The organism is Dyadobacter psychrotolerans (assembly GCF_004349265.1).
Lineage (GTDB): Bacteria > Bacteroidota > Bacteroidia > Cytophagales > Spirosomataceae > Dyadobacter > Dyadobacter psychrotolerans.
The window spans coordinates 410,830-437,052 of the sequence record NZ_SMFL01000001.1 but is presented as its reverse complement, the minus strand read 5'-3'; the positions used below and the strand labels follow the sequence as shown (position 1 = coordinate 437,052).

The 26,223-nt window shown below is 42.1% G+C and carries 17 protein-coding genes; 5 read left to right on the top strand and 12 right to left on the bottom strand.

Going from position 1 to position 26,223, the window contains the following annotated elements; all coding sequences use genetic code 11:
• Positions 1–10 precede the first annotated feature (10 nt).
• The 7 genes from E0F88_RS01890 to E0F88_RS01860 form a co-directional block, all read right to left on the bottom strand.
• Positions 11–2,524, bottom strand: coding sequence for a DUF5686 and carboxypeptidase-like regulatory domain-containing protein (locus tag E0F88_RS01890; RefSeq protein WP_131956106.1), 2,514 nt, complete (start codon positions 2,522–2,524; stop codon positions 11–13).
• Positions 2,525–2,576: 52 nt separating this feature from the next.
• Positions 2,577–3,170 carry a SanA/YdcF family protein gene (locus E0F88_RS01885; protein WP_131956104.1) on the bottom strand — a complete coding sequence of 198 codons (594 nt, stop codon included), beginning with the start codon at positions 3,168–3,170 and terminating at the stop codon, positions 2,577–2,579.
• Between the two features lie 200 nt (positions 3,171–3,370).
• Positions 3,371–6,142 (bottom strand): DNA gyrase/topoisomerase IV subunit A, encoded by a 2,772-nt coding sequence (locus E0F88_RS01880; RefSeq protein ID WP_131956102.1) that lies wholly within the window; start codon positions 6,140–6,142, stop codon positions 3,371–3,373.
• Positions 6,143–6,308: 166 nt separating this feature from the next.
• Positions 6,309–6,962 carry an NUDIX hydrolase gene (locus tag E0F88_RS01875; protein WP_131956100.1) on the bottom strand — a complete coding sequence of 218 codons (654 nt, stop codon included), beginning with the start codon at positions 6,960–6,962 and terminating at the stop codon, positions 6,309–6,311.
• Positions 6,963–7,126: 164 nt separating this feature from the next.
• Positions 7,127–8,704, bottom strand: a complete 1,578-nt coding sequence (locus E0F88_RS01870; RefSeq protein ID WP_131956098.1) for an NAD(P)/FAD-dependent oxidoreductase — start codon at positions 8,702–8,704, stop codon at positions 7,127–7,129.
• 132 nt (positions 8,705–8,836) lie between these two features.
• A complete protein-coding gene (locus E0F88_RS01865) occupies positions 8,837–9,127 on the bottom strand; it encodes a DUF2442 domain-containing protein (RefSeq protein ID WP_131956096.1) in 291 nt (96 codons plus the stop codon).
• 2 nt (positions 9,128–9,129) lie between these two features.
• Complete coding sequence (locus E0F88_RS01860; protein WP_131956094.1) at positions 9,130–9,423, bottom strand: DUF4160 domain-containing protein; 294 nt, start codon at positions 9,421–9,423, stop codon at positions 9,130–9,132.
• Between the two features lie 109 nt (positions 9,424–9,532).
• On the opposite strand from E0F88_RS01860, the gene E0F88_RS01855 reads away from it, so the two are divergent.
• On the top strand, positions 9,533–10,693 hold the full coding sequence (locus E0F88_RS01855; RefSeq protein ID WP_131956092.1) for an acyl-CoA dehydrogenase family protein: 1,161 nt from the start codon (positions 9,533–9,535) through the stop codon (positions 10,691–10,693).
• Between the two features lie 107 nt (positions 10,694–10,800).
• Here E0F88_RS01855 and E0F88_RS01850 read toward each other — a convergent pair whose 3' ends face one another.
• The 3 genes from E0F88_RS01850 to E0F88_RS01840 form a co-directional block, all read right to left on the bottom strand.
• Entirely contained in the window at positions 10,801–11,691 is an 891-nt protein-coding gene (locus E0F88_RS01850; protein ID WP_131956090.1) for a sterol desaturase family protein, read from the bottom strand.
• A 200-nt stretch (positions 11,692–11,891) separates the two neighbouring features.
• Entirely contained in the window at positions 11,892–13,382 is a 1,491-nt protein-coding gene (locus tag E0F88_RS01845) for a helix-turn-helix domain-containing protein (protein WP_131956088.1), read from the bottom strand.
• 180 nt (positions 13,383–13,562) lie between these two features.
• Complete coding sequence (locus E0F88_RS01840) at positions 13,563–14,234, bottom strand: porin family protein (protein ID WP_131956086.1); 672 nt, start codon at positions 14,232–14,234, stop codon at positions 13,563–13,565.
• A gap of 299 nt (positions 14,235–14,533) precedes the next feature.
• Here E0F88_RS01840 and leuS point away from each other — a divergent pair, with 299 nt between their 5' ends.
• Entirely contained in the window at positions 14,534–17,416 is a 2,883-nt protein-coding gene (gene leuS / locus E0F88_RS01835; protein ID WP_131956084.1) for a leucine--tRNA ligase, read from the top strand.
• Positions 17,417–17,556: 140 nt separating this feature from the next.
• Here the strand turns inward: leuS and E0F88_RS01830 are convergent, their stop codons facing one another.
• Together E0F88_RS01830 and E0F88_RS01825 are read right to left on the bottom strand one after the other, a co-directional pair.
• The gene (locus tag E0F88_RS01830) at positions 17,557–17,937 is read right to left on the bottom strand and encodes a T9SS type A sorting domain-containing protein (RefSeq protein WP_131956082.1); all 381 of its coding nucleotides are present in this window, start codon (positions 17,935–17,937) and stop codon (positions 17,557–17,559) included.
• A gap of 381 nt (positions 17,938–18,318) precedes the next feature.
• Positions 18,319–20,559 carry a M28 family metallopeptidase gene (locus E0F88_RS01825; RefSeq protein ID WP_131956080.1) on the bottom strand — a complete coding sequence of 747 codons (2,241 nt, stop codon included), beginning with the start codon at positions 20,557–20,559 and terminating at the stop codon, positions 18,319–18,321.
• Positions 20,560–20,891: 332 nt separating this feature from the next.
• Here E0F88_RS01825 and E0F88_RS01820 point away from each other — a divergent pair, with 332 nt between their 5' ends.
• The 3 genes from E0F88_RS01820 to E0F88_RS01810 all read left to right on the top strand — a co-directional run bounded on the left by E0F88_RS01820 (position 20,892) and on the right by E0F88_RS01810 (position 26,207).
• Entirely contained in the window at positions 20,892–21,479 is a 588-nt protein-coding gene (locus E0F88_RS01820) for an RNA polymerase sigma factor (RefSeq protein WP_131956078.1), read from the top strand.
• Positions 21,480–21,568: 89 nt separating this feature from the next.
• Positions 21,569–22,702 (top strand): FecR family protein, encoded by a 1,134-nt coding sequence (locus E0F88_RS01815; RefSeq protein ID WP_131956076.1) that lies wholly within the window; start codon positions 21,569–21,571, stop codon positions 22,700–22,702.
• Positions 22,703–22,799: 97 nt separating this feature from the next.
• Positions 22,800–26,207, top strand: a complete 3,408-nt coding sequence (locus E0F88_RS01810; RefSeq protein ID WP_131956074.1) for a TonB-dependent receptor — start codon at positions 22,800–22,802, stop codon at positions 26,205–26,207.
• Positions 26,208–26,223 lie beyond the last annotated feature (16 nt).

Below are 26,223 nucleotides of genomic sequence, written 5' to 3'. Positions count from 1 at the left end.
GATTTTTTTCTTACAAGTTAAACCAGAAGGAGATTTTAACAGCAAAAGGTGTCACATTCGGATTTTGCAGGTAGGTAAGCCGGTGCACGAAATCTATCCTGCCTGCTTTAAAAATATTATCAATTCCGTAGCCAAGTTCTATGTACGGGACATCGTGTAGTTTGTTAAATGTTGGAATAATATTGCCTTCGTTGTCACTGGAAGGAGTGAGATTTAAGTTTGCATCGCTTACGCTGCCATAAAACAATTTTCCGGTAGCCAGCATACGCCATTTCAATTTTCGTATTGCCGGTAAGCGGTTAAAAAGCAAGCCTTCGAAATTGTGCTCCATACGCAAAACGACATAACGGTCACTGATGAACTCAAAATATTTCATCATGTTGAACGCATTGTCAACATAAAACAGTGACTCGTTTCCAAGCGGAGTATAAAGCAAAGGATAGGGAAGGGTTGAAGGAATGTATCCGACGGTAAGGTTGTAATGCGTGCGGCCCAGTATGCCTACACGAAAACTTTGCTTTACATTCAGCGAAAGTTTTTGATAGTTGAAATCCCCGCCAAAAAAATTCTTCATCCCTACCGTGTAGCGTAGTGTAAAAGCAGGCGAGTTTCCATTTCCCATACTGATACGCTCATTGTCATTTTGCAGAAATGTTTCCTTTCTTGCCAACCGTGCTTCAAAGTTTAGCTCTGTGATATCAAATGAACTTTTAAGCGGCGATTCTATACCGGCAGAAGGAAGCGTACGATAGGCAAAAGGAAACAGCGGCTCAAATTCACGGTGTTTCAACTGAACGCTGCCTGTCAAACCTTTTACAACCTCCCGTTTGAAATAGGCGGCAATATCCTCCTGCCAATAGGCCCGGCGAAATGCACCAAATCTGGAAAAAGCACCAAAAAGTGTGTTGGGTCCAATGGTTTCGGCAGAAACGCCAAGTCGTTCAAGATCTTTTGAATACGATATCCCTGCCATTGTCCATGGTTTTCGGGATAAAATATAGTCCATTCCCGCACCATATTTAAATTCCTTATCGCGCGTTCCGTAAGCGCCGTAACCGCTGAAAATCCACTTTCTGCTAAATCCGGGGTCGGTTCTGAAACCCAGCCTGAACCGGTGGCCTTCTACCTTATTATTGGCATACAAATAAAGATAGGGGCCGATATCGATGTTCCACTTATCCAGCTTTTTGTAGCCGTTTACAAATATGTTCAGTATCTCCGTATAAGTTTTTACCACGGGTAAAACTTTCAATGAATCGACAAGCTGAAAACTTAGAATCTCAGAAGGCGTTAGTGATTCAGGCCGGCTTTTAGTCCAGAAAGTGGAGTCGTGCTGCATGTAATCTTCTTTAAGCTCGATAGCCGTATCATAAAATTTGGAACTAAGCGGCTGATTTACCTTGTATTTGGAATTGGAAGAGTAAAATTTAAGCAGCATTCCGGCAGTTTGTTTTGTAGGTTCATCTACATCAATGAGTACTCTGGTTTTTAAAGGCACCCATTTGTTTTCGCCCTCAAAAAGTTCGTAGGATTGCTGAATTTTTATTTTTTCAATAAAATTGAGATTGGCCTTTTTTCCGACGCTGGCGTCAATTTGTGTAAGCGCAAAGCCTTCTCCATCCACCCAGAAAGAACCTGTAAAAGCAAGATCCTGCTCTCTGCGTGGCTCAAATTCGATATGGTAATCGTAACCTTTTCCGTTGGGGATGCTGTCCGCCAGATAATATTCGTAATTTATTTTCCAGCTCTCGGCAATAGGCGAAACAAAGTCTTTTTCAAGAATATTAAGCCAGTTGTTGTAAAAATTATATTGCTGAAAAGATGATCCGACAACCTGAGAAACAAGGCTTCCGTCAGTTAATCCGACACCTGAAACCTTGGTTTTGTTTATGATTTCTTTTTTCTTCTTCGGGTCGTTTCTGTAATAAACATTGGATACCGACTCCGATATGAAAATGGGGATGATTGTTTCGCCATCGTCTCCTTTAACCTCATCGTATTTGTCAACGATGTGTGTCATTTTCTGGATTGCTTTGCGCTTCCTGAATTTTTCCGAGAGATTATCAATATCAATTTGGATTTTGTTATAACTCTCGTACTCATAAGCGCTCAGGTTTTCAGGATTATTCAGCTTACGGTTTGCCAAAATTTTTCGCATGATGGCATAAGCCGGGTTTTCTCCTGCAAAAATATTTACTTCTCTAAGCTGCAGCGATCCGGGGGCAAGTTGTATATCAATCGTCTGTTCAGCTTGATTTTGTACAATTGCTTTGGTTTTTGTTCCGTATCCGACGTATGTAACAATCAGTGAGTCGGCAGGAGGGGTGTACTTTAATTGATAGAAGCCATCGAAATTAGTGGTTCCGCCTGATAGTGAAGACTTTATGGCAATGTTCGCGAAAGGAATCGGATCTCCGCTGGAAGCGTCCGTAATACGTCCCTTAATTGTGTAGCTCGTTTGGGAATAAGCTGCCTCAAAGGTTCCTATCACAATTAAAACCAGGAAAAGTATTATTTTCTTCATCTATCAGTCATTGCCTGTATGGGTAGAATCTATTTATGCTCTTTGAAGTTCCTCATTTTTTTTTAATCTCAGTATTTGACGTAACATCGGCGTTTGGTCTCAAAATATGAACATCCAGAACAGCCTTGGGTCTGGCCAGATATTCTCGGATCAAGGTTCGCATTGAATATCCATCCGGAACATCCTGTGCAGCAAATGAAATAGCGCTTATTCCTTCGTTTCTTGCAATATAAAGCGCTCGGGCGTTGTGGAAGTTTTGTGAAATAATCGTAAAATTATCCTGGTTAAAAACCTCTTTGCATCTCACAATGGAATCGAATGTGCGAAAACCCGCATAGTCCAGTGTCATCACATTTTCCGGTACGCCCAAATTCAGCAGAGCCTTTTTCATGTCCAGCGGTTCGTTATAATATTGCGAATCGTTGTTGCCGCTCAGGATGATGTATTTGATTTTCCCTTCTTTGAAAAGCCTTGCTGTGGCCTCCATACGATACTTGAAAAACAGATTGACTTTTCCCTTTTCGGTGCTCCTGCTGGTTCCCAAAACAAGTGCTACGTCGTTGCTGGGCAGGTTTTCAATGGAAAAGAAACTGAATTGACGGGTACAATAAACAACCCAGAAGTTACACAGCAAGATGAAAACCATGCAGATAAATGCTAATAGAATAATAGCTTTAATCAAATTTTTCACTTCTGTAATTCAGGATAATCTAAATGGCTAACACCGCCTTACCTGTTTCCGGTTCGTTTCACGTTTTATGTTCCCCTAAACTGTACGCTGGCGAGGCGGTGTTTGTTGCTAATGTAGCCTTAAGATACATTTAAATACGAAAGAGTTTTATTCTTTTATTCAAAAAGGCCTAGCTGACTTTTAGGGTCAGTTCCCTTTTTGCCTTCCTTTTTTGATTTGGCTGTTTTGTTTTCCTCCGTATTTTCCTGCTCAGGATCTGTTTCGGAGTCGTCTGCTACATCCTGTGACGGAGCAACTTCTTCTTCCGGCTCATCAGAACCTGAGGTTTCATCAGTTACAACTTCTCCGGTATCTGAATCGTCCGTTGAATCGCTTTCCTCCGAAATTACCTGCTCTTCAATCTCATTTACTGTTTCAGATGGCTGCTCAGCCAGCGGTTCCAGCCAGCGGATTTCTTTGAATTTATCATAAGGTAATTTCGCGCCCATAGCTTTCCATCCACGAATGTCTACCAGTTCTTCAATGAGATATTCAGTGCTCAGCCGATCGGATTGTGCAGTTTTTGGAAGTGAAATTTCAATCCTTGGATGTTTGTCTGTGCTTGCCAGCAGAAGCTTGCTATTCTTGGCATCGCTGATAAACAGAAATTTTTTATCGAGCGAAGTTGTTTCTATGTTAAATCGCTTGATGAAATGTATTTTCTGACCACCGTCAAAGTAAATGGCTGTAATCGGAAGTTTGGCGTCAAACTTTCTGACGAGCAAAACTTCGTTTGAAACATAATGGTTGGTCAGGTCAAAATTGGTGAGCTCGTAAGTCCCGTCTTTGTAAATAACCAGGATGTTATCGGATGCGCCGAAGTTGCCCAGGTATTCACCACGTTCATCCCGGTTCAGCCGGCCAATGATCGGATCAAACCACATGTCGACGCCACCCAGTGTTGACCGGCCCGCTTGTTTCATCGTCAGTTTGCGAACCGGATATTTAGTAAGAATATTACCCATCGCACTTCTGTTTTTGATCAGCAGGTCTGCAAAGTTGAAATCAAACTGCTTCACTTTTGCTTTGCTTTGGGCCGTAAGATTCACCGTGATGATTTCCGCTTCGCCGTTCTCATTAGGCGTGAAATAAGTGATTTTCGATTTCGGCGTTCCTTGGGTAAGATCATATTCCCTGTCACGGGTAACTGCGGTTATCTGGCAGCGTTTGATGTAAGATACACCTGTTTTGCCATCGAGGTAAACAAGGTTGTAAACTTTACGCTCATCATTTTTTACAAAAACTGCACAATAAATAATATCTTTTCCAACAAAAACCTTATCCTGTACCTTGACAACCAGACACTTTCCATCTGCTTTAAAAACGATCACGTCGTCGATGTCGGAACAATCCATCACGTATTCATCTTTTTTTAGACCGTAACCAATAAAACCTTCGGCGCGGTTAACATAAAGCTTCTGATTATTGGCTGCTACTATGTTGGCTGCAATTTGATTGAAAGCACGAATCTCCGTTCTCCGCTCTCTGCCTTTACCATATTTCTTTAAAAGATCCCGGAAGAAATCAATAGCAAACCGGGTGATATGCGCAAGGTTATCCTCGGTTTCGGCAAGTTCATCCTGCCATTTTTTCATCAGTTCATCGGCCTTATAGCCATCGTATTTGGAAATACGTTTGATCCTGATTTCTGTTAATTCAACGATATCATCGTCTGTGATCTCCCTGTAAAACTGTGGTTTATAGGGTTCGAGTCCTTTATCGATCGTCCTGATTACCGCTTCAAAAGTTTCACATTCTTCAATGTCGCGGTAAATTCTGTTTTCAATAAATATTTTTTCAAGAGAACCGTAAAGAATTTTTTCAAGGAGCGCCAGTCTTTTAATTTCCAGTTCACGCTGAAGAAGATGAACGGTCTGCTGGGTGTTGTATTTTAATATTTCGGTTACCCCAACAAAGTGTGGTTTGTCGGCAATGATTATACAGGCGTTGGGAGAAATAGAAACTTCGCATTCTGTGAATGCGTAGAGTGCATCCATGGTTATATCCGGAGATACGCCCGGTGCGAGATGAACCTGGATTTCTACGTCAGCGGCCGTATTATCTACAACTTTGCGAATCTTGATCTTACCGCCATCATTGGCTTTGACGATGGATTCAATCAGGGAAGTAGTAGTAGTTCCGAAAGGGATATCTCTGATTACGAGCATCTTTTTATCCTCTTCCTCAATCCTTGCGCGTACGCGGACTTTCCCCCCACGATGACCGTCGTTGTAGTTGGAAACATCTATTTGCCCGCCGGTAAGGAAATCGGGGTAAATCACGACATCCTTGTTCTGAAGAATATCGATGGATGCTTCAATCAGCTCGCAAAAGTTGTGGGGTAATATTTTAGTCGATAAACCAACTGCAATACCTTCTACACCCAGGGAAAGCGTTAGCGGAAACTTGACAGGCAGTGTAACCGGTTCACGTTTCCGGCCATCATACGAAAGCTGCCACTCTGTTGTGTTGTCATTAAAAACAATTTCCCTTGAAAATTTTGACAGGCGTACTTCGATATACCGCCCGGCGGCAGCGCCGTCACCTGTACGGATATCACCCCAGTTTCCCTGCGTATCAAAAAGGAGTTCTTTCTGGCCAAGATTGACAATCGCATCGTAAATCGAAGCGTCACCGTGCGGGTGATACTGCATGGATGATCCGACAACGTTTGCCACCTTATTGAACCGGCCGTCGTCCATTTCGTTGAGCGCATGTAATATCCTGCGTTGAACGGGTTTAAGTCCGTCTTCAATAGCCGGTACAGCACGTTCAAGGATTACATAGGATGCATAATCAAGAAACCAACTTTCGTATAAACCCGAGATGGGCAATTGTTCATGTAATTCGCTGTCTTCTGCCTCAGGTGCAGATCCGTTTTCGTCCATAAATAAAGGAAGAACCAGGGTTTAAGTATTCTGTAAATTTAAATTTTCGAGTCTTCTCACCGGCTTCGACGAAGAATTCAAAGGCTGCAAAACCACGAACCGGCTTGAAGAATTTCGTAAGGATTATTTTAAAATAAGGCCAATATAGCAAATAAAGGGCATATTTCTAACTATTTCCGGTTGCATCGGTGGCATTAATAACTGTAAGCAATTCGCTGATCATCATTGCTGTGGCACCCCAGATTTTATAACCGTTCACTTCATAATGCGGAGCGACCACCTGTTCGCCGCGAATAAGCAGTGTACTGGACCCGATAATGCTGGCATCAGAAATTTCGTCCAGTGTTATTTCGAAAATATCTTCAACCTCACGGGCATCAGGATAAAAATCAGGGCGGTAGGGCATTGTTGCAATAACAGGCAACACATAAAAATTACTCGGCGGGATGAAAAGCTCCGTCAGGCAGCCTAAAATGCGTACATCTGTAAGTCTAAGCCCAATTTCCTCCTGGGCCTCCCTTAATGCTGTGCGTATCAAATTTTCATCCGTCAGTTCATATCTGCCTCCGGGGAAAGCCACCTGCCCGGAATGTACGCCATCATAAGCGGGCCTTAGGATGAGCGGGAAATAAATCTCTCCCTGGTGTGGATAAAAAAGAATAAGTACCGCGCTTTTTCGTGTTCGGTTATTAGGTTTAAAACTTAATCTTAGTTTGGATGAAGCCTGCATGATCTTATGCGCCGACTCACCCGGAAGCGGATAGGTCAGGTTATTAATTAATTGATCGGTAAATGCGGAAAACGATCCTGCTAAGGCCATATTGGCTATTTTATAATTGGTATATGTTCACTTTAGCCAGCCGATGATTTGTAAGTTGATTTCATATTTGAATTAATCATTTACAAATATAGGCAACTGTTTGATATTTTAAATATCAAACAGTTGATACTGTTTTAATAACTATCAATATTTTTACTTGCAAATTACACACTTGCATACAACTTAACAAGCTGTTCCGCACAACGTTCTCCGTCCATTGCGGCAGACATAATTCCTCCGGCATAACCGGCTCCTTCGCCGCAGGGAAATAATCCTTTTACAACCGGATGTTCGCATGAATCACGTTCCCGGGGAATACGAACCGGAGATGAAGTTCTGCTTTCAACCCCGATTAGCTGCGCTTCGTTGGATAAATATCCTCTCATTTTTCTGCCAAAATCTGCAAGGCCATCCCGAAGCGGATTCGATATATTGGGTGGAAATACTTCGTAAAGGTTAACGGCATGAAGCCCGGGCTGATAAGAGGTTTCTCTTAATTCCGACGAAGTTTTCATTTTTACAAAATCGTTGACAAGCTGAGCTGGCGCTGTTTGTGTCGCTCCGGCGAGTTTACAAGCCATTTGTTCAATTTCCTTTTGGAACTGCAATCCAGCCAATGCACCAAATTCTTTGTACGGAGCAATATCTTCCTCTTCAACAGCAACGACAATTCCCGAATTGGCGTAAGCAGAATCACGCCTGGATGGTGACATGCCATTTACAACTACTTCGCCCGGTGCTGTTGCCGCAGGGACGATAAATCCGCCAGGGCACATGCAAAAGGAAAAAACACCACGCTGCACACCTTTGTATCGGGTTTGTGTTACAAGGCTGTATGAAGCGGCAGGTAGATAAGGTCCGCGGTCCGTTTCACAATGGTATTGTATCTGATCGATTACACGCTGAGGATGTTCGATACGAACGCCCATGGCAAAAGATTTGCTCTCGATCAGAATTTTTTTGTCATTCAATAATTCGTAAATATCTCGTGCAGAATGACCAGTTGCCAGAATAACTCCAATTCCAGTGTGCTCTTTGGCATCATCGGTGACTACACCTTTTAAAATATTTTGTTCTAAAACGAGATCAGTAACTTTCGTGTCAAAATGAATTTCACCGCCGGCCTTTAAAATACTTTCTCGCATGGCAGCCACCACAACCGGCAGTTTGTTTGTGCCAATGTGCGGATGTGTATCGATCAAAATCTGCTCACTTGCTCCGTGGCCAACGAAAATTTCCAGGACACGCCGAATATCCCCTCGTTTGTTGGAACGTGTATATAATTTTCCATCGGAATAGGTACCTGCTCCGCCTTCACCAAAACAATAATTTGATTCAGGATTTACGATATGGTCTTTATTAATTGCAGCAAGATCCCGTCGGCGCGTACGTACATCTTTGCCTCTTTCAAAAAGAACAGGTTTTATACCCAGTTCGATAAGTCTTAAAGCAGCGAACATGCCCGCTGGGCCGCATCCCACAATGATTGCATGCGGGCGGTTGCTTACATCAGGATATTCAGTGGTAAAACTGATGAGTGATGGCGGCAATTCATTGACATAAATTTCAGCCTGCACATTCACTTTAACCTGCCTGCCGCGGGCATCAATGGATTGGCGCGTTCTGCGGATCACCGGTTTATCTCCGTCCCGCAAACGTAATTTTTTTATGATATACTGACGAAAGTTTTCGTCGTCCAACGCTATATCAGGAGTTAGCGTTAACTGAAGTGTCTGCTGCATGTGAAAGGGATTTATCCTTTAATGTGGCAAAGGTACGGATATGGCGTTTTGCATCAAAACTTGAATAAATTCTGATCAGCGAGCAATGATCAAATGGCTTATTTTTTTGGAAATAAACGTCAAACCGTAACTTTATCTTTTTAAAATGTAATCGTCTGGCAAACCGAAAAAATCCTGAATGTGGTATATCTCATCGCAATGATCGAAAATGATGGTGTCGTCGTCGGCTATGGTATATTGTTTTTTTTGTTCTGCACTTAGGTTACCTATAGATGGGAAGCGGGATAAAGGAGCGGATAATATCCTTCCATCAACAAATGACAAGGAAATCATGCTCTTCGACGGAAAACCAATTTTAGCAATAACAGGTTTTTGTCCAATGTAGCTTTCAGGTTTGGTCGTAGTGAATTGTAGCTTTTCCATTTTTATTTTTTGTCTTTGAGATTCAGGATCAATGGGCTTACAGCATAGCCAGCTTTTACTGACTCCCAGTATTTTAGCAAACGGTTTTGATTAGTGGCTACCAGTTTTTGAACAAGGTTTAGATCCTGTTGGTTCAAATCTCCAATATCGGAAAATTCCATTGTTTCCATCCATATTTTGGCAGATTTTCCTCTCCTTTTTGTGTTGCTAACGTGCAGGTAAGGTGGCTCGCTCCCAAACCAATCTGCTGTAAAAAAATAAAAAGTGAGGTATTTGTAAATTGCTATCTTAGGCATTAAGTTATAAATTGAAAACCAAAGATCATTATCAGCATGTGAGACGAAATGCAAATAGAGTAGTAACAAATTTGTTATTCCTGACCACCGAATTTAAAAAAAATGACCCATGCAAACCGACTTTCTCCATATCTCCGACCTTCTCACCCCCGAACAACTCCTGATCGCCCAAACCGTTAAGGAGTTCTCGGATAAAGAAATTAAACCTGTTATTGACGATTATGCACAAAGAGCCGAATTCCCTATTCATTTAATCAGAAAGTTTGGAGATCTGGGTGTTCTGGGCCCGACGATTCCGGAGGTTTATGGTGGCGGCGGTTTGGATTACATCAGTTATGGTTTAATGTGTCAGGAGATTGAGCGGGGAGATTCGGGTATGCGATCGGCGGTGTCCGTACAAAGTTCGCTGGTGATGTGGCCCATTAACGAATTTGGATCTGAGGAGCAAAAACGGAAGTATCTGCCGGGACTTGCAAAAGGAGAAATGCTGGGCTGCTTTGGCCTTACTGAACCCGATCATGGCTCTAATCCGGGCGGTTTGAAAACGACAATTACAAGAACGCAGGGCGGTTACTTTCTGAACGGATCGAAGATATGGATAACCAATGCACCTTACGCTGATATTGCCATAGTTTGGGCAAGAAACGAAGACGGACGTGTTCAGGGGGTCATTGCAGAGCGTGGCATGAAAGGTTTCTCAACTCCTGAAATTCATAATAAATGGTCACTGCGGGCAAGTGCCACCGGAGAATTGGTTTTTGATAACGTACTGATCCCAACTGAAAACATTTTGCCGGATGCACTTGGACTAAAAGCTGCCTTACAATGTCTCGACAAAGCAAGATACGGCATTGCCTGGGGTGCGTTAGGTGCTGCAATGGATTGTTATGAAACCGCTTTAAAATATGCAGGAGAGCGAATCCAGTTTGATAAACCGATCAGCGCCTTTCAGTTGACACAAAAAAAACTGGCAGAAATGCTGACGGAAATTACAAAAGCGCAACTGCTCGCATGGCGGCTGGGCGTCCTCATGAATGAAGAAAAAGCAACCATAGCGCAAATTTCTATGGCAAAGCGAAACAATGTCGCGATGGCACTAAACGTAGCCAGGGAAGCCAGGCAGATTCTTGGAGCGATGGGCATTTCGGGTGATTATCCGGTGATGCGCCACATGATGAACCTCGAATCGGTTATCACTTATGAAGGTACACACGATATTCATCTGTTAATCTTAGGCGCAGAAATTACCGGGATTCCCGCATTTAAGTAGCCTGCCAGCTATCAGCTGGTTGCGATGAGCTGTAAGCGAGTAGCTGCAATACAAGGTATAAGGCAAACTGTGAACTCAGAACTTTTTACTGTTAACTTTTCACAATCTCACTCCCTACTGATTTTCTTCTGTAACTCCTTACTTGTTTGTCTGGATCCGTCCGGAGACCAGCCCGGTGCTTTAAGCAGATATTTTAGCTTTGTCGAAAATGTAATTGGCTGTTTGAAATCTTTCCCAATTTCTCCCCATTCGTGGAAAATAGTTTCTTTTAAACCTTCTTTTTCAGTTTGTTTGGTTAAACCGTAAACCGGAGCAACGGAAGGAATTTCCTCCTGAAAGGTCCCGAAAAGTCGATCCCAGATTATCAGGCACATACCCATGTTTTTGTCCAGATACTCAATGTTGCTGGCATGATGTACACGATGATGTGAAGGCGTCACAAAAATATATTCAAGCCAGCCAAGTTTGTGAATGTACTCTGTATGAACAATGATACCGTAAATCTGTGTGACAGAATACATAATTACGATATCGGCGGGACTGAAACCCAGCAAAACCAGAGGAATAAAATAGATAAAACGATATAAGGGCTGGAAAACCGAAGAGCGAAAACCGGTAGTCAGGTTAAAATGTTCGGAGGAATGATGCGTAACATGTACGGCCCAAAATAACCTGCTGTGGTGATCGACGTAATGTAAAGTATAGAAAGCAAGATCTTCCAATAAAAAAAGTGCAGTCCAGTACAAATAAGGATTCGCAAGCGGTTCAATAACCCGGTAATTGTAAAACCAAATCAATATTCCTACATAAGCGGTGCGGAAAAGCAAATCAACAGCTCCGTTAAAAAGCATCAGGGCCGCGTTCGTTGCACTATCTTTAAAAGAGTAACTATTCCGTTCAGTTCTGTTGGTCAGGAATATTTCCAAAGCAATCAGAATGATATAGAAGGGGGTTGACAGCTTTAAAATAAAATCCTCAAATTCATAAGTGCCGGACATAGCATCATTTTAAAGTTTTTGCAAAGATAGATTGGAACAAAATGGGATTATTTCTATTTACGACTTTTAAGGAATTTTTAATTTAACTTAGTTTAGGTACGAGCAAAAAGTTGTTTCGATCTGATATTTTTGTTCGTTATTAGTTCTAATGCTTAAACAATTATAGTATCTGAGCCAAAGTAAATTGATAACCAATATTACTATCTGATCATTTTTTTGAGCGCCTTTCTTAAAGCTTCGTTTTTAAATTTTTTCTGTAAGATAACAGGCGCAGCTATCCGCTCCCGGCAATCATACAAAGCACATCTTTCACAGGTTTGGTTCACAATTCTGGACGGTATCGCCGGATCATTTAAAAATGCAAGTTTCTCCTTTGTAGCATCATCCAGATAAATACCCATCGAAACACTCACATTCAGATCGGGCGTGGTTGCCATCGGCTGCGCAAAACTGATGACCAGATAGTCGTCTTTTGAATCAAGGTAAGTGGATTTTTGTGCTTTGCAAAGCATGTGTGGCTGTTCTTTATTTTTGGCCAATGAGGCAAGATCATTTAACACAGTTAAAGCTACCCAACGCCGGCAATAATGCTCATCACGTACCGTATGCGGATAATGTTTTCGGGAAATGTGCATCTCCTTCGTCATATCGAACAGATTTTGCCCGGCAAAATTATTAAATCTTGAAAAGAAGATCTGGTTAATACCAAAGTAATTAGGCAGCACATTGCTTACCCGGTAAAAAAAAGATTCAGGTGTGGTGTTGAACTCGCGAATCATGGCGATCAGCTTTTCTGGCTGCCAGGTTTTCTCTGCGAAAAAGTCAGCGAGTTTAGGTACCAGTAAACTTCTTTTTATAATAACCGCGCTGGCAAAATACGAAGCTTTAAAGTTGTTGAGCAATTGCTCAAATGATTCGGCTTCTACCAGATCTGTCGTGTGAAGCCGGTTTTTTAAGTTCAGATAATGATAGCCAAGTTCACGGCCGTAAATAAACAGACGCTGAACTGACGAAAGGCGTGGATTAAGTAATAGTCTGTTTCCCTGCGCTCCCGGAATGGTCAGTGACCTGATGCTGGCAAATTCCGGATTGACCTTTTCGTTGATATGTTCAATTTTATAATGGTACTTTTCAGTTAATATTCCGGATAAAAAATCCTCATTAACCAGCATTTCTTCTGCAACCTGGTGAGTCGTCAGAAACTGCTCTGCTTCCAGTTCGATGTCCTCGAAGTAATTATCGTGCATTTCCTGGTAAGTCCGCAATGCAGAGAAGTAAAACTTCTCTATAGACATGTTGTAATTACGGGCAATTTCGATGAGCGTTCCTACAAAAGCACTAATCTTCATAGGCGCATCGGACAGAATTTCCAACAGGTTTGCAGGGTCTATTCCGAAAAGTTCGAGCGGGAGTTCTGTAAGAATGTTAGAGCTGAGAAGTTCGGAAATTGGTTCAAGACGTTTGCTGAGTTTAAGCGAAACCAGGGTGTCGTAGTCCGTATCCATCGCAGCGGCCAATGCAATGATCTTGTCAGATTTGGGATATTTTTTACCTTTTTCTATCTCATTAATATAGGATAACGACAACCCCGATTTCCGGGAAAGCTCGTTGAGCGATAACCCTTTGTCAAGACGAAGCTGCTTTAATTTTAGTCCAAAGACCAATTTGACGTTATCGGTATTTATAGCCACTGCAAAAAAATGGAAGTTCAGGTTTACTTTGAAGATCTGGGTCTCGCGCTGGAACCAAAGCTGGCAATATAGCTAAATATCAACAGATCCAGAAATTCAACGGGCCTGTTTAAATGGATAAAAAATAAGGCGGAGCTATGTAAAATATGCTCCGCCTGGTCCTTAATGTTTTTATTTTTATCAGAAAATTGCAAATCCAAGCGTTGCCTGGTAAAGATTGCTTTTCTTGCCAAACTGAGAGGCGGTTGTGGCGTTATCAAAATTAATCTTTACAATGTCGGTAAAATTTCCTTCATATCGAACATCAAGACTCAATCTGCCAAAGTCGAAACCTACACCTGCCTGGTAACCATAAGCAAGACGGTTTTTAAATTCCGATTGAGAATTATTTCCGGTAACATCATCAAAGCTATCTCCGATTTTTCCGTTATCCGACAATCTTAAAGACGCCATCGGTCCAACGTTAATACGAAAGAATTTTGCAATTCGCACCCCGAAAAGAACGGGAACATCAAGATTTGAAAATCTTACATCTACTTTGCCGTCAGAATTTTGAACGCCGTCTTCAAATACATTGAATTTACCGCCTTTTTGAGACAAAAGGAATTCAGGCTGGATGTACACATTTCTACCAAATCTAAAAAACACACCGCCTGCAAAACCAAGTGAACGGTTGTCATTATCCTTAAAGTTGAAGGCATTTCCACCTGACGACAAGGTTAAATCGTTGCTGCCGTTGATGTTAGATAGGTTTGCGCCAGCCTTTATCCCAAACCGAAATGCCGGATCATACTGCGCCGAAGCAGAAAAACTGATCACGAGCGCACAAAGTGCAAATACTAATTTTTTCATAGTTTTTAATGTTAAATGTTATTTGGTTTTTAGTTGTTAATAAAAGAATCTAAAAAGCTGTGCCGGGTTCATAACATAACCGGATTACTGCCTTTGGGAATTACTTTCCACACGGCCGTAAAAAGGTCTTTTTAATTTATAGTAAGAGCCGACAACGCTGATTACAAGCAAATCAACTATTTTTGCGGGCGATTTTAACTGACCTTTATTTTGGAATATAGTTTTAAACGGATAGTTCGTTTTATAACCAGTTAATAATCAAATAGAAAGAGAAGTACCGATAATAAATTATAATGATCATGAGTGAGTATAGTCATAGGGATATTGAGAAAAAGTGGCAGGATTTTTGGGAAAATAATGGTGTTTTTAAGGTTGAAAACAAATCTGAACTTCCTAAGTATTATGTGTTGGATATGTTTCCTTATCCTTCCGGTGCCGGTTTGCATGTTGGACATCCGCTGGGCTATATCGCGTCTGACATCTATTCACGTTACAAAAGGCTGAAAGGATTCAACGTTTTACATCCGATGGGTTTCGACAGTTTTGGCCTTCCTGCTGAGCAATATGCGATCCAGACGGGTCAGCATCCTGCCATCACGACCGAACAAAATATTACCCGATATATTGAGCAATTAAAGAACCTCGGCCTGAGCTACGACTGGAGCCGGGAAGTCCGTACCTCTGATCCTTCTTACTACAAGTGGACACAGTGGATCTTTATGGAGCTTTTTAACAGCTGGTATAATAACGATACAAAGCAGGCCGAAGCAATTGAAACGTTGGTTGCGAAGTTTGAAGAAGAAGGTAATAACAATGTTAATGCACCATCAGACGAAGACGTTTCGGTTTTCACCGCCGACAAGTGGAACGCTTTAACGGAAGAAGAAAAATATAAAATTACTTTAAAATACCGCCTGACTTATGTTGCGGATGCGACCGTAAACTGGTGTCCTGCACTGGGTTCGGTACTTTCAAACGATGAGGTAAAGGACGGAGTTTCTGAAAGAGGTGGTTTTCCTGTGATCCAAAAACTGATGCGCCAGTGGATGATGCGTATCACAGCATATTCACAGCGTCTTTTGGATGGTTTGGATACCGTTGAATGGACTGATTCATTAAAGGAGCAGCAACGCAACTGGATCGGAAGGTCGGTTGGAGCACTGGTGAAGTTTCAATTGGTTGAAAAAAAGGAAGAAAGGGAGAATGGATCGAATGGAGAAACGGACAATAACTTCCTCCCTTCCTCCCCATCTTCCTCTTTGTCCCATTTTATAGAAGTTTTCACCACACGTGTTGATACTATTTATGGAGTATCATTTATGGTGATTGCTCCTGAGCATGAGTTGGTAGACGTTATTACAACGCCTGAACAACGCGGTGAAATTGATGCATATCTTGATAAAACAAAAAAGAAATCGGAGCGCGACAGGGTTTCTGATGTAAAAACCGTTTCGGGAGCTTTTACGGGGGCTTATGTGCTTAATCCTGTAAATGGCGAAAAAGTGCCGGTTTATATTGCAGACTATGTTTTGGCAGGATATGGGACAGGTGCTGTAATGGCGGTTCCTTCGGGCGATCAGCGGGACTGGAATTTTGCAGAACATTTTGGTTTACCAATTATTCCGATTCTTGACGCGCAAAAGGAAACGGATATCCACGCAGATTCTACAAAGGAAGGGCGTTACATCAATTCCGGAATGATCAACGGAATGACATTCCATGAAGCCAATCAGACTTTGATCCAGTGGCTCGAAGAAAAGGGTGTTGGTAAAGGAAAAATTAATTACCGTTTGCGTGATGCGGTTTTTGGCCGTCAGCGTTACTGGGGTGAGCCGGTTCCGGTTTATTATAAAAATGACAGCAACGGTCAGCCATTGCCCTATTTGCTGGATGAAAGTGAATTGCCTTTGAACTTACCCGAGGTTGATAAATATTTGCCAACAGAAAGCGGAGAGCCGCCGTTGGGCAGGGCAGAAGGCTGGGCGCATGGATCGGGTAATGCCTACGAACTGAGCACAATGCCGGGCTGGGCAGGAAGCAGCTGGTATTGGTACCGGTATATGGATTCTAAAAACGAAAACGAATTTGCGTCCAAAGAAGCGATTGAATACTGGAAAGATGTGGATTTGTACATAGGCGGAACCGAACATGCAACGGGACACTTGTTATACAGCCGTTTTTGGAATAAGTTTTTGAAAGACAGAGGTTTTGTGCCGGAGGAAGAGCCTTTCAAAAAGCTGATCAATCAGGGGATGATTCAGGGCCGCAGTAATTTTGTTTACAGGGTTAAAAGTGAAAATTATAGCAAACCGGTTTTTGTAAGTGCGGGTTTGAAGTCACAATATGATGTTACGCCTTTGCATGTTGATGTCAATATTGTGGAAAATGATATTCTCGATGTTGAGAAATTCAAAGCGACGCGGAATGACATTGCAGGAGAAAACGCCGAGTTTATTCTGGAAGACGGAAAATATCAGTGTGGCTGGGAAGTGGAAAAAATGTCCAAATCCAAATTCAATGTCGTTAATCCGGATGACATCGTAATCAAATATGGTGCAGATACCTTGCGGCTTTACGAAATGTTCCTGGGACCGCTTGAACAGGCGAAACCCTGGAATACAAACGGGATCGACGGAACGTACCGGTTTATTCGGAAATTCTGGCGGTTGTTCTACAATGACTTAGGCCAATGGATGATTAAAGATGTTCCTGCAAAACCGGAAGAACTGAAAATCCTGCACAAAACAATCAAAAAGATTGAAGAAGATATTGAGAATTTTTCTTTCAACACAGCGGTAAGTGCATTTATGGTTTGTGTAAATGAGCTGAGCAGTTTGAAATGCCAAAGCAGAGCCGTTCTGGAAGAGCTGGTTATCCTTCTTTCACCGTATGCTCCGCATATTTCCGAGGAACTTTGGGACGCGCTGGGCAACGAAAAAGGAATGGTTTCAAAAGCCGCCTTCCCAAAATTCGAACCAAAATATATCGTTGAAGCTATTTTTGAATATCCTATCCAGATTAACGGTAAAGTACGAATTTCGCTTCCGTTTGCATTGGATACTTCACCTGCTGATATTGAGAAAGAAGTGCTGGCCAACGAAGTAGTTCAAAAATGGATGGAAGGTAACACACCTAAAAAGGTGATTGTAGTTCCGAAGCGTATTGTAAATGTGGTTCTTTGAGGAGGATTTAAAGAAGATAAAGTAGTCAGGAGTTAAACGCTCATAAATTAGAAAAGAGGATGTCCGCTGTTTGCAGCAGTCATCCTCTTTTTTTACAGTCCGAAGCTAAGAAGTCAGAATACGCATCAAGCAAACTTCGCTTATTTCATCGAAATTAATCTTTCCGGCTGTTTGTCAAACAATTCGAGCGTTTTGGTTTGTTTTTCACCGCCACTCACGATCTGAAGTTTGTATTCGCCGGAAGGCATGTCGCTCATGTTGAGTGAACGTCTTACTCTAGTTTCATTTTTACCTGTTATTTCACGGTACAAAACTTCGCCTCTGCTGTTTTCAAGCAGGATTACGGTTGGTTTGTTGTTAAACTTGTCAATGCTTACGTTAATTTTTCCGGATTTGGAGGCGTAAACTCCGGTACCGAAACCGGTTGCTTTTTTTGCTTCTTTGTCATTCGCCGAAGCGTTAAAAACAAGAACGGTACTTAATGCGATTGCTGCGATCAGAGATTTAATTGAGATTTTCATGGCTGGCTAATATTTAGAGTTTGATTTTGTTCCCGTTTAAGAACAAGACAAATGTAAGTGTTATACTAGGTACTATGTTATACAAAGTACATGAGTGGTTGATTGACTTACTTGAACGGTATTTGCTGGTTACAGCATAAAAAAACCTGTTCAATTGGCATGGTGCCGCTTAAACAGGTTGGCTAATAGTATTGATGAAGTGCTAACGAATGCTCGGTTTAATCTGCTGATGAAGCGTTTAAATATAATGTGTGTACCCGCGTGTATAGAGCTTGTCTAAGGATGTAGACTGGTTTAACTCTAAATGGTCACACGCCGACCGAAATATTTTTACAGTAATTTTGTAAATAACTATGTGTCAGTTCGTAACCCTTCTAAAATTTATTTCAACAATGCTGTTGCTTTGTCAATTTCAGCTGTGAAAGATTTTAAAGCTTCGCTCACACGCAGAATTCCCTGTTCCGCTTCTGTCCAGTTTTTTTGTTCGATGGCCTCGCGGATCATAGGCAAAGTTTTTACTCCATAACCTGTATAAAAGCCAGGAGCATAAATCTGATGTTTGTACCATGGCCGACGGGGCAGTCCTTCCTGATTAATAAGTGTTCTTTCTGTTTTGTACAAAATCTCATTCAGCTTGCCCAGATTTGCCGCAGGAACGTTTTCTGTTTTCCCGGCTGCCTGTGTGTAAGCCGATGCACTTTTTTCCAAAGTTGCCAATGCATTTTCCAAAGGAGCAAAATTCATATAAGGAGCAACTTTCATAGGTTCCGGTTTTACAAATGCTTTTTTCGGATCTGCTGCCAGCTGGAAACGGTTATCGTTTATAAGCTTGTTATGCTCTTCCGCTTTCGTTCTTACCGTTTCAAGAGCTCGTTTGATTTCGGTAGCATACGTTTGAACCGTGTTTGAGAAATTGCTGAAATCGAATGGCAAAACTTCCGAGTTGGCAAAACGCAGCACCGAATGACCGGCCGTTTTTGCCAGTGCTATTCCGTAGGAGAAATCACCATCTTTAAACCGGACATAATTGTCATAGGAATCATAAATAGAATGGTAATCGCCGCCACTGTCTTCACCGCCAAAACCTAAATTCATGGATGCAATACCTAAATGCTGGATAAAAGGTGTGTAGTCTGATCCCGATCCAAGTGCGCCAATTCTTAAGTCACTTCTTGTTTTGGCGTCCTGTTTCATTGCAGGCGTTCCTTCGATAAGCATTCTTGAACGCAGACGGTCAATTACAGTTCCTCCCTGTTCAGGATCCGGGACACTTGCTCCAACCTGATTGATAAATTTTTCCAGCGTATGCGATCCGCCTGCACCTAAAAATCCACGGCCATTGCCATCGGTATTGATGTAAACAACCGTGTTGGCCGATAATGTTTTCTGGTATTTTTCTACCCATTCAGTTGAACCTAATAAACCCGGTTCCTCGCCGTCCCACCAGCAGTAAACAATTGTACGTTTTGGTTTCCAGCCTGTTTTTAACAATTCTCCCAGTACACGTGCTTCTTCCAGTTCGGACACCGCACCGCTCACAGGATCACTTGCGCCAAAAACCCAGGCATCATGGTGGTTTCCGCGTACAACCCACTGATCCGGAAATTCAGAACCTTTTATTGTAGCAATCACATTGTAAGCAGGCACAATGTCAAAGTTGAATTCCAGTTTCAAATGTACTTTGGCTGGTCCGGGGCCGATGTGGTACGTTATCGGCAAAGCGCCACGCCATGAAGCCGGAGCAACCTGTCCGCCCAATGCTTTGAGTAAAGGAAGTGCATCTCCATAAGATATTGGCAAAACCGGGATTTTCATCATACTGGGTGCTTCCTGAACGGTCAAACGTTTATGATCTTTATCCGCAACAAAACCATTTGTAAGCGGGTCACCTGGCGCTAGCGGAAGATCCACCACCGAGCCGCGCTGGGCACCTGCATCATTTTTGTACGGACCTTTCGGATACACTTCACCCTGGAAGAAACCGTCTTCTTTCGGGTCGGAATAAATGATACAGCCGATTGCCCCATGTTCGTAAGCAACTTTTGGTTTAATTCCCCTCCATGAATTACCATATTTGGCGATCACGATTTTTCCTTTAACGTCTACCCCCAATCTGGCCAGTTCTTCATAATCTTCCGGAATACCATAGTTTACAAAAACCAGATCCGCCGTAACGTCGCCATCCGCCGAAAATGCGTGGTAGGGAGGAAGTACATCTTTTGTCTGACCGGATGTTGCATCCTCTTTCACCGCCCGTTCTGCAAGAGAAGCTTTAAATTTTGTGGGTCCAGTCATTTCCAGTATACGAACCTTTGGAGTAGGGAAAAGGACAAAAGAAGTATCCAGATGCGCTTCAAATCCCCAGGAAATAAGTTTATCACGCAGAAAAAGCGCATTATCAAGTCCGTAAGCCGAACCAAGCTGGTGAGGGAATGCAGTCATTCTTTTCATCCAGTCCTTGATATTATTCACCTGAAGCTGCTTGTCAAAAGAAGCTTCAAGGTCCAGTTCCTTTTTGGCGGCGGCCGGACCAAACCCCATCACTGCCTGGGCATCAGCCTGATTCAGCAGCATTGGACAAATGAAAAGCGCATAAATTGCTTTTTTGAAAATGTGTTTCATAGACGGGAGTGAAATTTGATAGAAAATGTAAAGGTTAGCTCTAATATAAATGATATTATAAAGCGATGCACACCTGCCGCGGGATAATCCTACAATTCATATTATTTCTTCAATGCCGGATGAATTACCTTTCTTGTTTCTTCACTTTCAGTACTTTATAGCACATCAGGTAACTGAGGAGGCACATATGTTGTTTTGGCCGAAGCAATAAGTTTTTTTGTCAAAAACAGAAAACTTAAATGCTAATTGTTATAGATTAGCACAAATATTTCACATTGCGCCTTGATATTGCTGCGAACTAATTCCATTTTGATGTACACTCGTCAGCTTGTATGATGTTAGAAGAACCTGATAATGACTTGTGGGAACAATTTATCTCCGGAAATCAATCTGCGTTTAGCAAATTGTACGCCCGCTATGCAGATGTTTTGTATGCGTTTGGATTACGCTATACAAGTGATACCGATCAGGTGAAAGATTGCATTCATGATCTGTTCATAGATCTTCATCATTACCGGCACGGATTGGCAAAAGAGGTGAATGTAAAGTTTTATCTTCTCAAATCGTATAAACGAAAACTGAATGCAGCCAGCAGAAAATCTTCAATGCTGAGCTTGAATGGCTGGAATACCGAAGAAACACTGCCGATCAGCAACTTTTCTTTCAATATTGAGCAGGAAATTATTCTGGACGAAAGACAAAAAGAAATGCTGCACATGCTGGCTACCCAAATTAATCAGCTTCCCGAAAGACAGCGTGAAATTCTGTACCTAAAATTTACCCATAATCTTGAATATGAAGAAATTGCATCCCTTATGCAAATCTCCGTCCCCACCTGCCGAACCTTTGTTTATCGTGCTTTGAAAGAACTTCGCGGTAAGCTGGAACTGACTACTGTCTTGCTTCTTTTATGGTTTTAAATAAATTTTCTTCTTTTTATTAAAAAAAATCTTTTTTGAAGTCTATATCATTTGAGTTTTCTTCTCTTGTGTATGAAACACGATAAGAAATGGCTCAGAAAGATAGCAACCATGATCATGCAGATGATCCGGAGGATGAAAAAAAGGTGAGTGAAAATACCAGACTTTTGTTTGGTACATTAAAGGAGGACATCCTGCCGGCCGCGGAAAAAGAGCTGATTTGGAACCGCATTCTGGAATACGTCCATGTAAATGATAACACAGTACAGGATAAACCGTTTGGGCGGGTAATCTGGTATCAGGCAGCTGCTGCAATTGCTCTTTTGGTACTGGTTGGTTTGGGATACAGCAAACTGAAACCAAATAGGGAAGAGGAAATGCTAGCTGCTGCTAAACAGGTATCTTTTAATTCGGCTGATACGCAGCTTTTGCTTGATGATAAACGAACAATTGATCTGAAAGGTGAGAACTCCGATGTTGTATATCAAAATGAAGTAATCCGCCTGGATTCCCAGACGATTGCCAGGCAAATTACTGTTGCTCAAAAGCCGGGGCTGAATACACTTGTTGTTCCTTTTGGTAAAAGATCTACAATTACGTTGCCTGACGGAACCAAAATATGGCTGAATTCAGGCTCCAAGCTAGTTTATTCTTCTGATTTTCAAAATGGTAAAAGACAAGTCTTTTTGGAAGGGCAGGCTTACTTTTCAGTCACTCATGATACCGAAAATCCCTTTTATGTTCAGACTAAAAATATGAATGTAAAGGTGTTGGGGACTGAATTTGATGTGAGTTCTTATGATGACGATAGCCGGTCCTATGCTGTACTGGCCCAGGGAAGTATCGAGCTGGCTACGGAAAAGGATGCATTGTTTGGTCCAAAAAAGACCACTCTGATTCCGGGAACAAGAGCAGAATATGGCGAATTGTCAAAAGGTGTTCGGATAGCCAGAGTGAATGTAGAAGATTATATTTCCTGGAAGGAAGGTTACCTCAAATTTACCAATACTCCGCTTAACGAAATTCTTAAGAAGCTTTCGAGATACTATAAATACGATCTAAGTGTGCAGAATGCGGAGGTCGGCGAGGAGACATTTTCGGGAACGCTTGATTTACAGGAGAACATAGAACATGTATTAGACGTAATTTCTACGACAACTTCATTGAGCTATCACAAAACGGAAAGGAGGTTTATTTTAGAAAAAGGCGCTACCAAAGAATAGAAAACGGAAGACGCGGCAACGTCTTCCGCTAAGTCACACTTGCCGGCAAGCAAGTGATTTTTAAACAATTGTGTTCAACAAAAGTCGATTCAAATTTATGAAAAAATTTGTCCATTCAGGGTATTGCCCTTTGGGAGAATTCAACCCACAAAAATTATTCAGAATTATGAAGCTTACGGTTTTACTGTTATGGGTCGCAATGATGGGTGTCCACGCTACGGGATATTCTCAAAAAAACCGCATGGACGTCAAAATCAGGAATGGTAATTTGTCCGCTTTATTCAACCAGATCCAGCAGAAAACAGACTATCTGATTTTCTATAAAGATGATTTAATAAAAAAGGCGTCTAACCGCCCGATTAACCTGGATCTGCACAACGTGAAGGTGTCGACTGCTCTGGATCAGGCTCTACAAAGTACGGATCTGGACTATAAGATAAACGGCAGACAAATCGCTATCATTGAAAGAGAGGCCAGACGCCCCTTACATGATCAGCTTTCCGCTGTTAAACTTTTAGAACCGGAAATCTCACAGATCTTATTGCAGGAAGTGACAGGCGTTGTCCGCGACAGCAAAGGTGCAGGACTACCGGGTGCGGCAGTTACGGTAAAAGGTACGACCAAAGGGGCAACCACGGATGTAAACGGCGCTTTTAAACTCAGTGTGGAGAAAAGCGATATTCTTGTTTTTTCATTTATTGGTTATTTGGGAAAAGAAGAAATTGTGGGAGACAAAACCACTTTTAACATCGAGCTGAAAGAAGATGCGGCAGGCCTGGAAGAGGTTGTGGTTGTTGGATTTGGTACACAAAGAAAAATCACGACGATTGGCGCACAGTCTACCGTGTCGGTAGCAGATCTTAAACAGCCGGTGAGAAACCTTACCACAGTTTTGGCAGGAAGAATCTCCGGCGTTATTTCAGTCCAGAGAAGCGGAGAACCTGGTTATGACAATGCATCCTTATGGGTTCGGGGCGTTTCGACTTTTACCGGTACGAGTCCTCTGGTTTTGGTAGATGGTATACAACGTGATTTTGCCAATATAAACCCTGAAGATATTGAAAGTTTCTCTATCCTGAAAGACGCATCGGCAACGGCGGTTTACGGGGTGAGAGGAGCAAACGGCGTAATATTGATTAATACAAAAAAGGGTAAACCAGGTACTCCGCAGATCAACGTTGGTTTAAGTCAGGGGATAACCTCATTTACCAAATTGCCCAAATTTGTTGATGGCGGTACTTACATGGAAATGGTAAATGAAGCCAAAACGACCCGTGGAAATCCGGCTTCTTACTCTCAGGATGCGATCAATAAAACACGAAGCGGAGAGGATCCTTATCTTTATCCGGATGTGAACTGGATGGATGAGATATTTAACAAAACGGGAAAAAATACGCGGGTTAATTTTAACATTACCGGCGGATCTGAAAATGCGGACTATTACATTTCTACTTCTTATTTTAGTGAAACGGGGCTTTTTAAAACAGATGGCCTGGCCAATTACAATTCTGCCATTAAAACCGATCGTTACAACTTTACCTCTAACGTAAATCTGAATGTAACGAAAACCACGAAATTGAGTCTTGGGATTCAGGGGTACATCATGAACGGAAATTTTCCGGGAACAGGAACCAATACGATTTTTGGCTCGGCTATGCAGGCTCCGCCGGTTATTTATCCTGTGAAATATCCGGATGGCAAGATATCAGGTTTGCAGGCGGGCTCCTCCGTTCAGAATCCTTATGATCAGCTCACACAATCCGGTTATGTGACGGAATGGAGAAATCAGCTGTTTTCAAATATCCGGGTAACTCAGGATCTGGGTTTTTGGGCAAAGGGTTTGACCTTCACTTCCTTATTTTCGTTTGATGCTTTTAATCAACATAATATCAGTCGTACGAAAACATCAGACAACTGGCTTGCGACAGGTCGTAACTCCGCGGGAGATTTAATTTATAACCAGACAAGAATAGGAAGTGAGTATTTGAACTATTCACGCGTGAACACAGGAGACAGGCAGTTTTACACTGAAACTTCAATCAATTACAACCGTAATTGGGAAAAACATGGACTCGGACTAATGGTTCTGTACAACCAAACAGATAAAATACCTGGTTTTGCCGATGATTTTATCTTATCTCTTCCTTTTAGAAACCGTGGATTAGCCGGACGCGGGACGTATTCGTATGCCGACAAATATTTAATGGAATTCAACTTTGGTTACAATGGTTCTGAGAACTTCGAACCTTCCAGAAGATATGGGTTCTTTCCTTCAATCGGTTTAGGGTGGGTAGCGTCGGAAGAAAAATTCTTCAAGCCTCTAACAAATGCTTTTCAGCTTCTTAAGTTCAGATTTTCACACGGACAGTCGGGGAACAGCAACATCGATCCCAATAATTCCCGTCGTTTTGGATTTATATCAACCGTCAACAACAACAGTTCCTACACTTTTGGTAAGGCATATGACGATAAAAGAGATGGTCTGGATATTGCCGAATATGCGGCGAGTGTGAGCTGGGAAGTTTCTACGAAGACCAACTTGGGTCTGGATATCAGAGCGCTTGACAATGCCCTTTATTTACAGCTTGATTACTTTAAAGAAAAGCGCGACGGAATTTTCCTTAGACGATCTTCCCTTCCTGCAATTTTTGGTCTGAGAAATAATCCATACGGCAATTTGGGGATTACTGAAAATCACGGTATTGACGGAACACTGGAATACAACAAAAGAATCGGCAAACTGGATTTTGGTATCAGAGGAACATTTACCTATGCAAAAAACAAAGTGATCGAAGATGATTTGCCACCATGGAAATATCCATGGCTGGAAAGAAAAGGTAAAAAGATCGGTCAGCGCTTTGGCCTGGTAGCCGAGGGTTTATTCGAAACCGAAGAAGAAATCAAATCACATGCGACCCAGGTGGGAAGCGTATTGCCGGGTGATGTTAAATATAAAGATATCAACGGAGACGGTAAAATCGACGCGTTTGATGAGATGCCGATCGGTTTCGGCGCGATTCCGGAGATTGTTTATGGTTTTGGTTTAACACTTGGCTACAAAAACTTCTCGCTGGCTGGTTTCTTCCAGGGAATCGGTAATGTGGATATCCTGCTGGGCGGAGAGGGCTTTGTTCCATTCCAGCAGGGAGGAAACCGTGGTAATTTGTTATCAGAAATTACAGACCGCTGGACCCCCGAAAATCCCAATCAGGATGCGTTTTATCCCCGACTTACTTTTGGTGATGAAAACATGAACTACCGGACCAGTACCAGATGGGTGCAGAATGGCCGTTACCTGCGGCTTAAAAGTCTGGAACTGGCTTACAAGTTTCCTCAGCACTGGTTTAAGGCTATCGGTGTTAAAAATTCACGCATCTATCTTTTGGGTTACAACGTGTTGACATTCAGTAAATTTAAAATGTGGGATGTTGAACTGGGTGACGGTCGCGGAGCTGCTTATCCGAACCTGACAAGTTTTAATGCAGGTATTGACTTTAATTTCTGACATCCGAAACAACGAA

Excerpts from the sequence above, each read along its gene's own strand:
- E0F88_RS01880 (WP_131956102.1), bottom strand. The coding sequence starts at position 6,142 with ATGGACGAAAACGGATCTGCACCTGAGGCAGAAGACAGCGAATTACAT.
- E0F88_RS01870 (WP_131956098.1), bottom strand. The coding sequence starts at position 8,704 with ATGCAGCAGACACTTCAGTTAACGCTAACTCCTGATATAGCGTTGGAC.
- E0F88_RS01890 (WP_131956106.1), bottom strand. The coding sequence starts at position 2,524 with ATGAAGAAAATAATACTTTTCCTGGTTTTAATTGTGATAGGAACCTTT.
- E0F88_RS01855 (WP_131956092.1), top strand. The coding sequence starts at position 9,533 with ATGCAAACCGACTTTCTCCATATCTCCGACCTTCTCACCCCCGAACAA.
- E0F88_RS01830 (WP_131956082.1), bottom strand. The coding sequence starts at position 17,937 with ATGAAAATCTCAATTAAATCTCTGATCGCAGCAATCGCATTAAGTACC.
- E0F88_RS01825 (WP_131956080.1), bottom strand. The coding sequence starts at position 20,559 with ATGAAACACATTTTCAAAAAAGCAATTTATGCGCTTTTCATTTGTCCA.
- E0F88_RS01840 (WP_131956086.1), bottom strand. The coding sequence starts at position 14,234 with ATGAAAAAATTAGTATTTGCACTTTGTGCGCTCGTGATCAGTTTTTCT.
- E0F88_RS01860 (WP_131956094.1), bottom strand. The coding sequence starts at position 9,423 with ATGCCTAAGATAGCAATTTACAAATACCTCACTTTTTATTTTTTTACA.
- E0F88_RS01820 (WP_131956078.1), top strand. The coding sequence starts at position 20,892 with ATGATGTTAGAAGAACCTGATAATGACTTGTGGGAACAATTTATCTCC.
- E0F88_RS01850 (WP_131956090.1), bottom strand. The coding sequence starts at position 11,691 with ATGTCCGGCACTTATGAATTTGAGGATTTTATTTTAAAGCTGTCAACC.
- E0F88_RS01875 (WP_131956100.1), bottom strand. The coding sequence starts at position 6,962 with ATGGCCTTAGCAGGATCGTTTTCCGCATTTACCGATCAATTAATTAAT.
- E0F88_RS01810 (WP_131956074.1), top strand. The coding sequence starts at position 22,800 with ATGAAAAAATTTGTCCATTCAGGGTATTGCCCTTTGGGAGAATTCAAC.
- leuS (WP_131956084.1), top strand. The coding sequence starts at position 14,534 with ATGAGTGAGTATAGTCATAGGGATATTGAGAAAAAGTGGCAGGATTTT.
- E0F88_RS01865 (WP_131956096.1), bottom strand. The coding sequence starts at position 9,127 with ATGGAAAAGCTACAATTCACTACGACCAAACCTGAAAGCTACATTGGA.
- E0F88_RS01815 (WP_131956076.1), top strand. The coding sequence starts at position 21,569 with ATGGCTCAGAAAGATAGCAACCATGATCATGCAGATGATCCGGAGGAT.
- E0F88_RS01885 (WP_131956104.1), bottom strand. The coding sequence starts at position 3,170 with ATGGTTTTCATCTTGCTGTGTAACTTCTGGGTTGTTTATTGTACCCGT.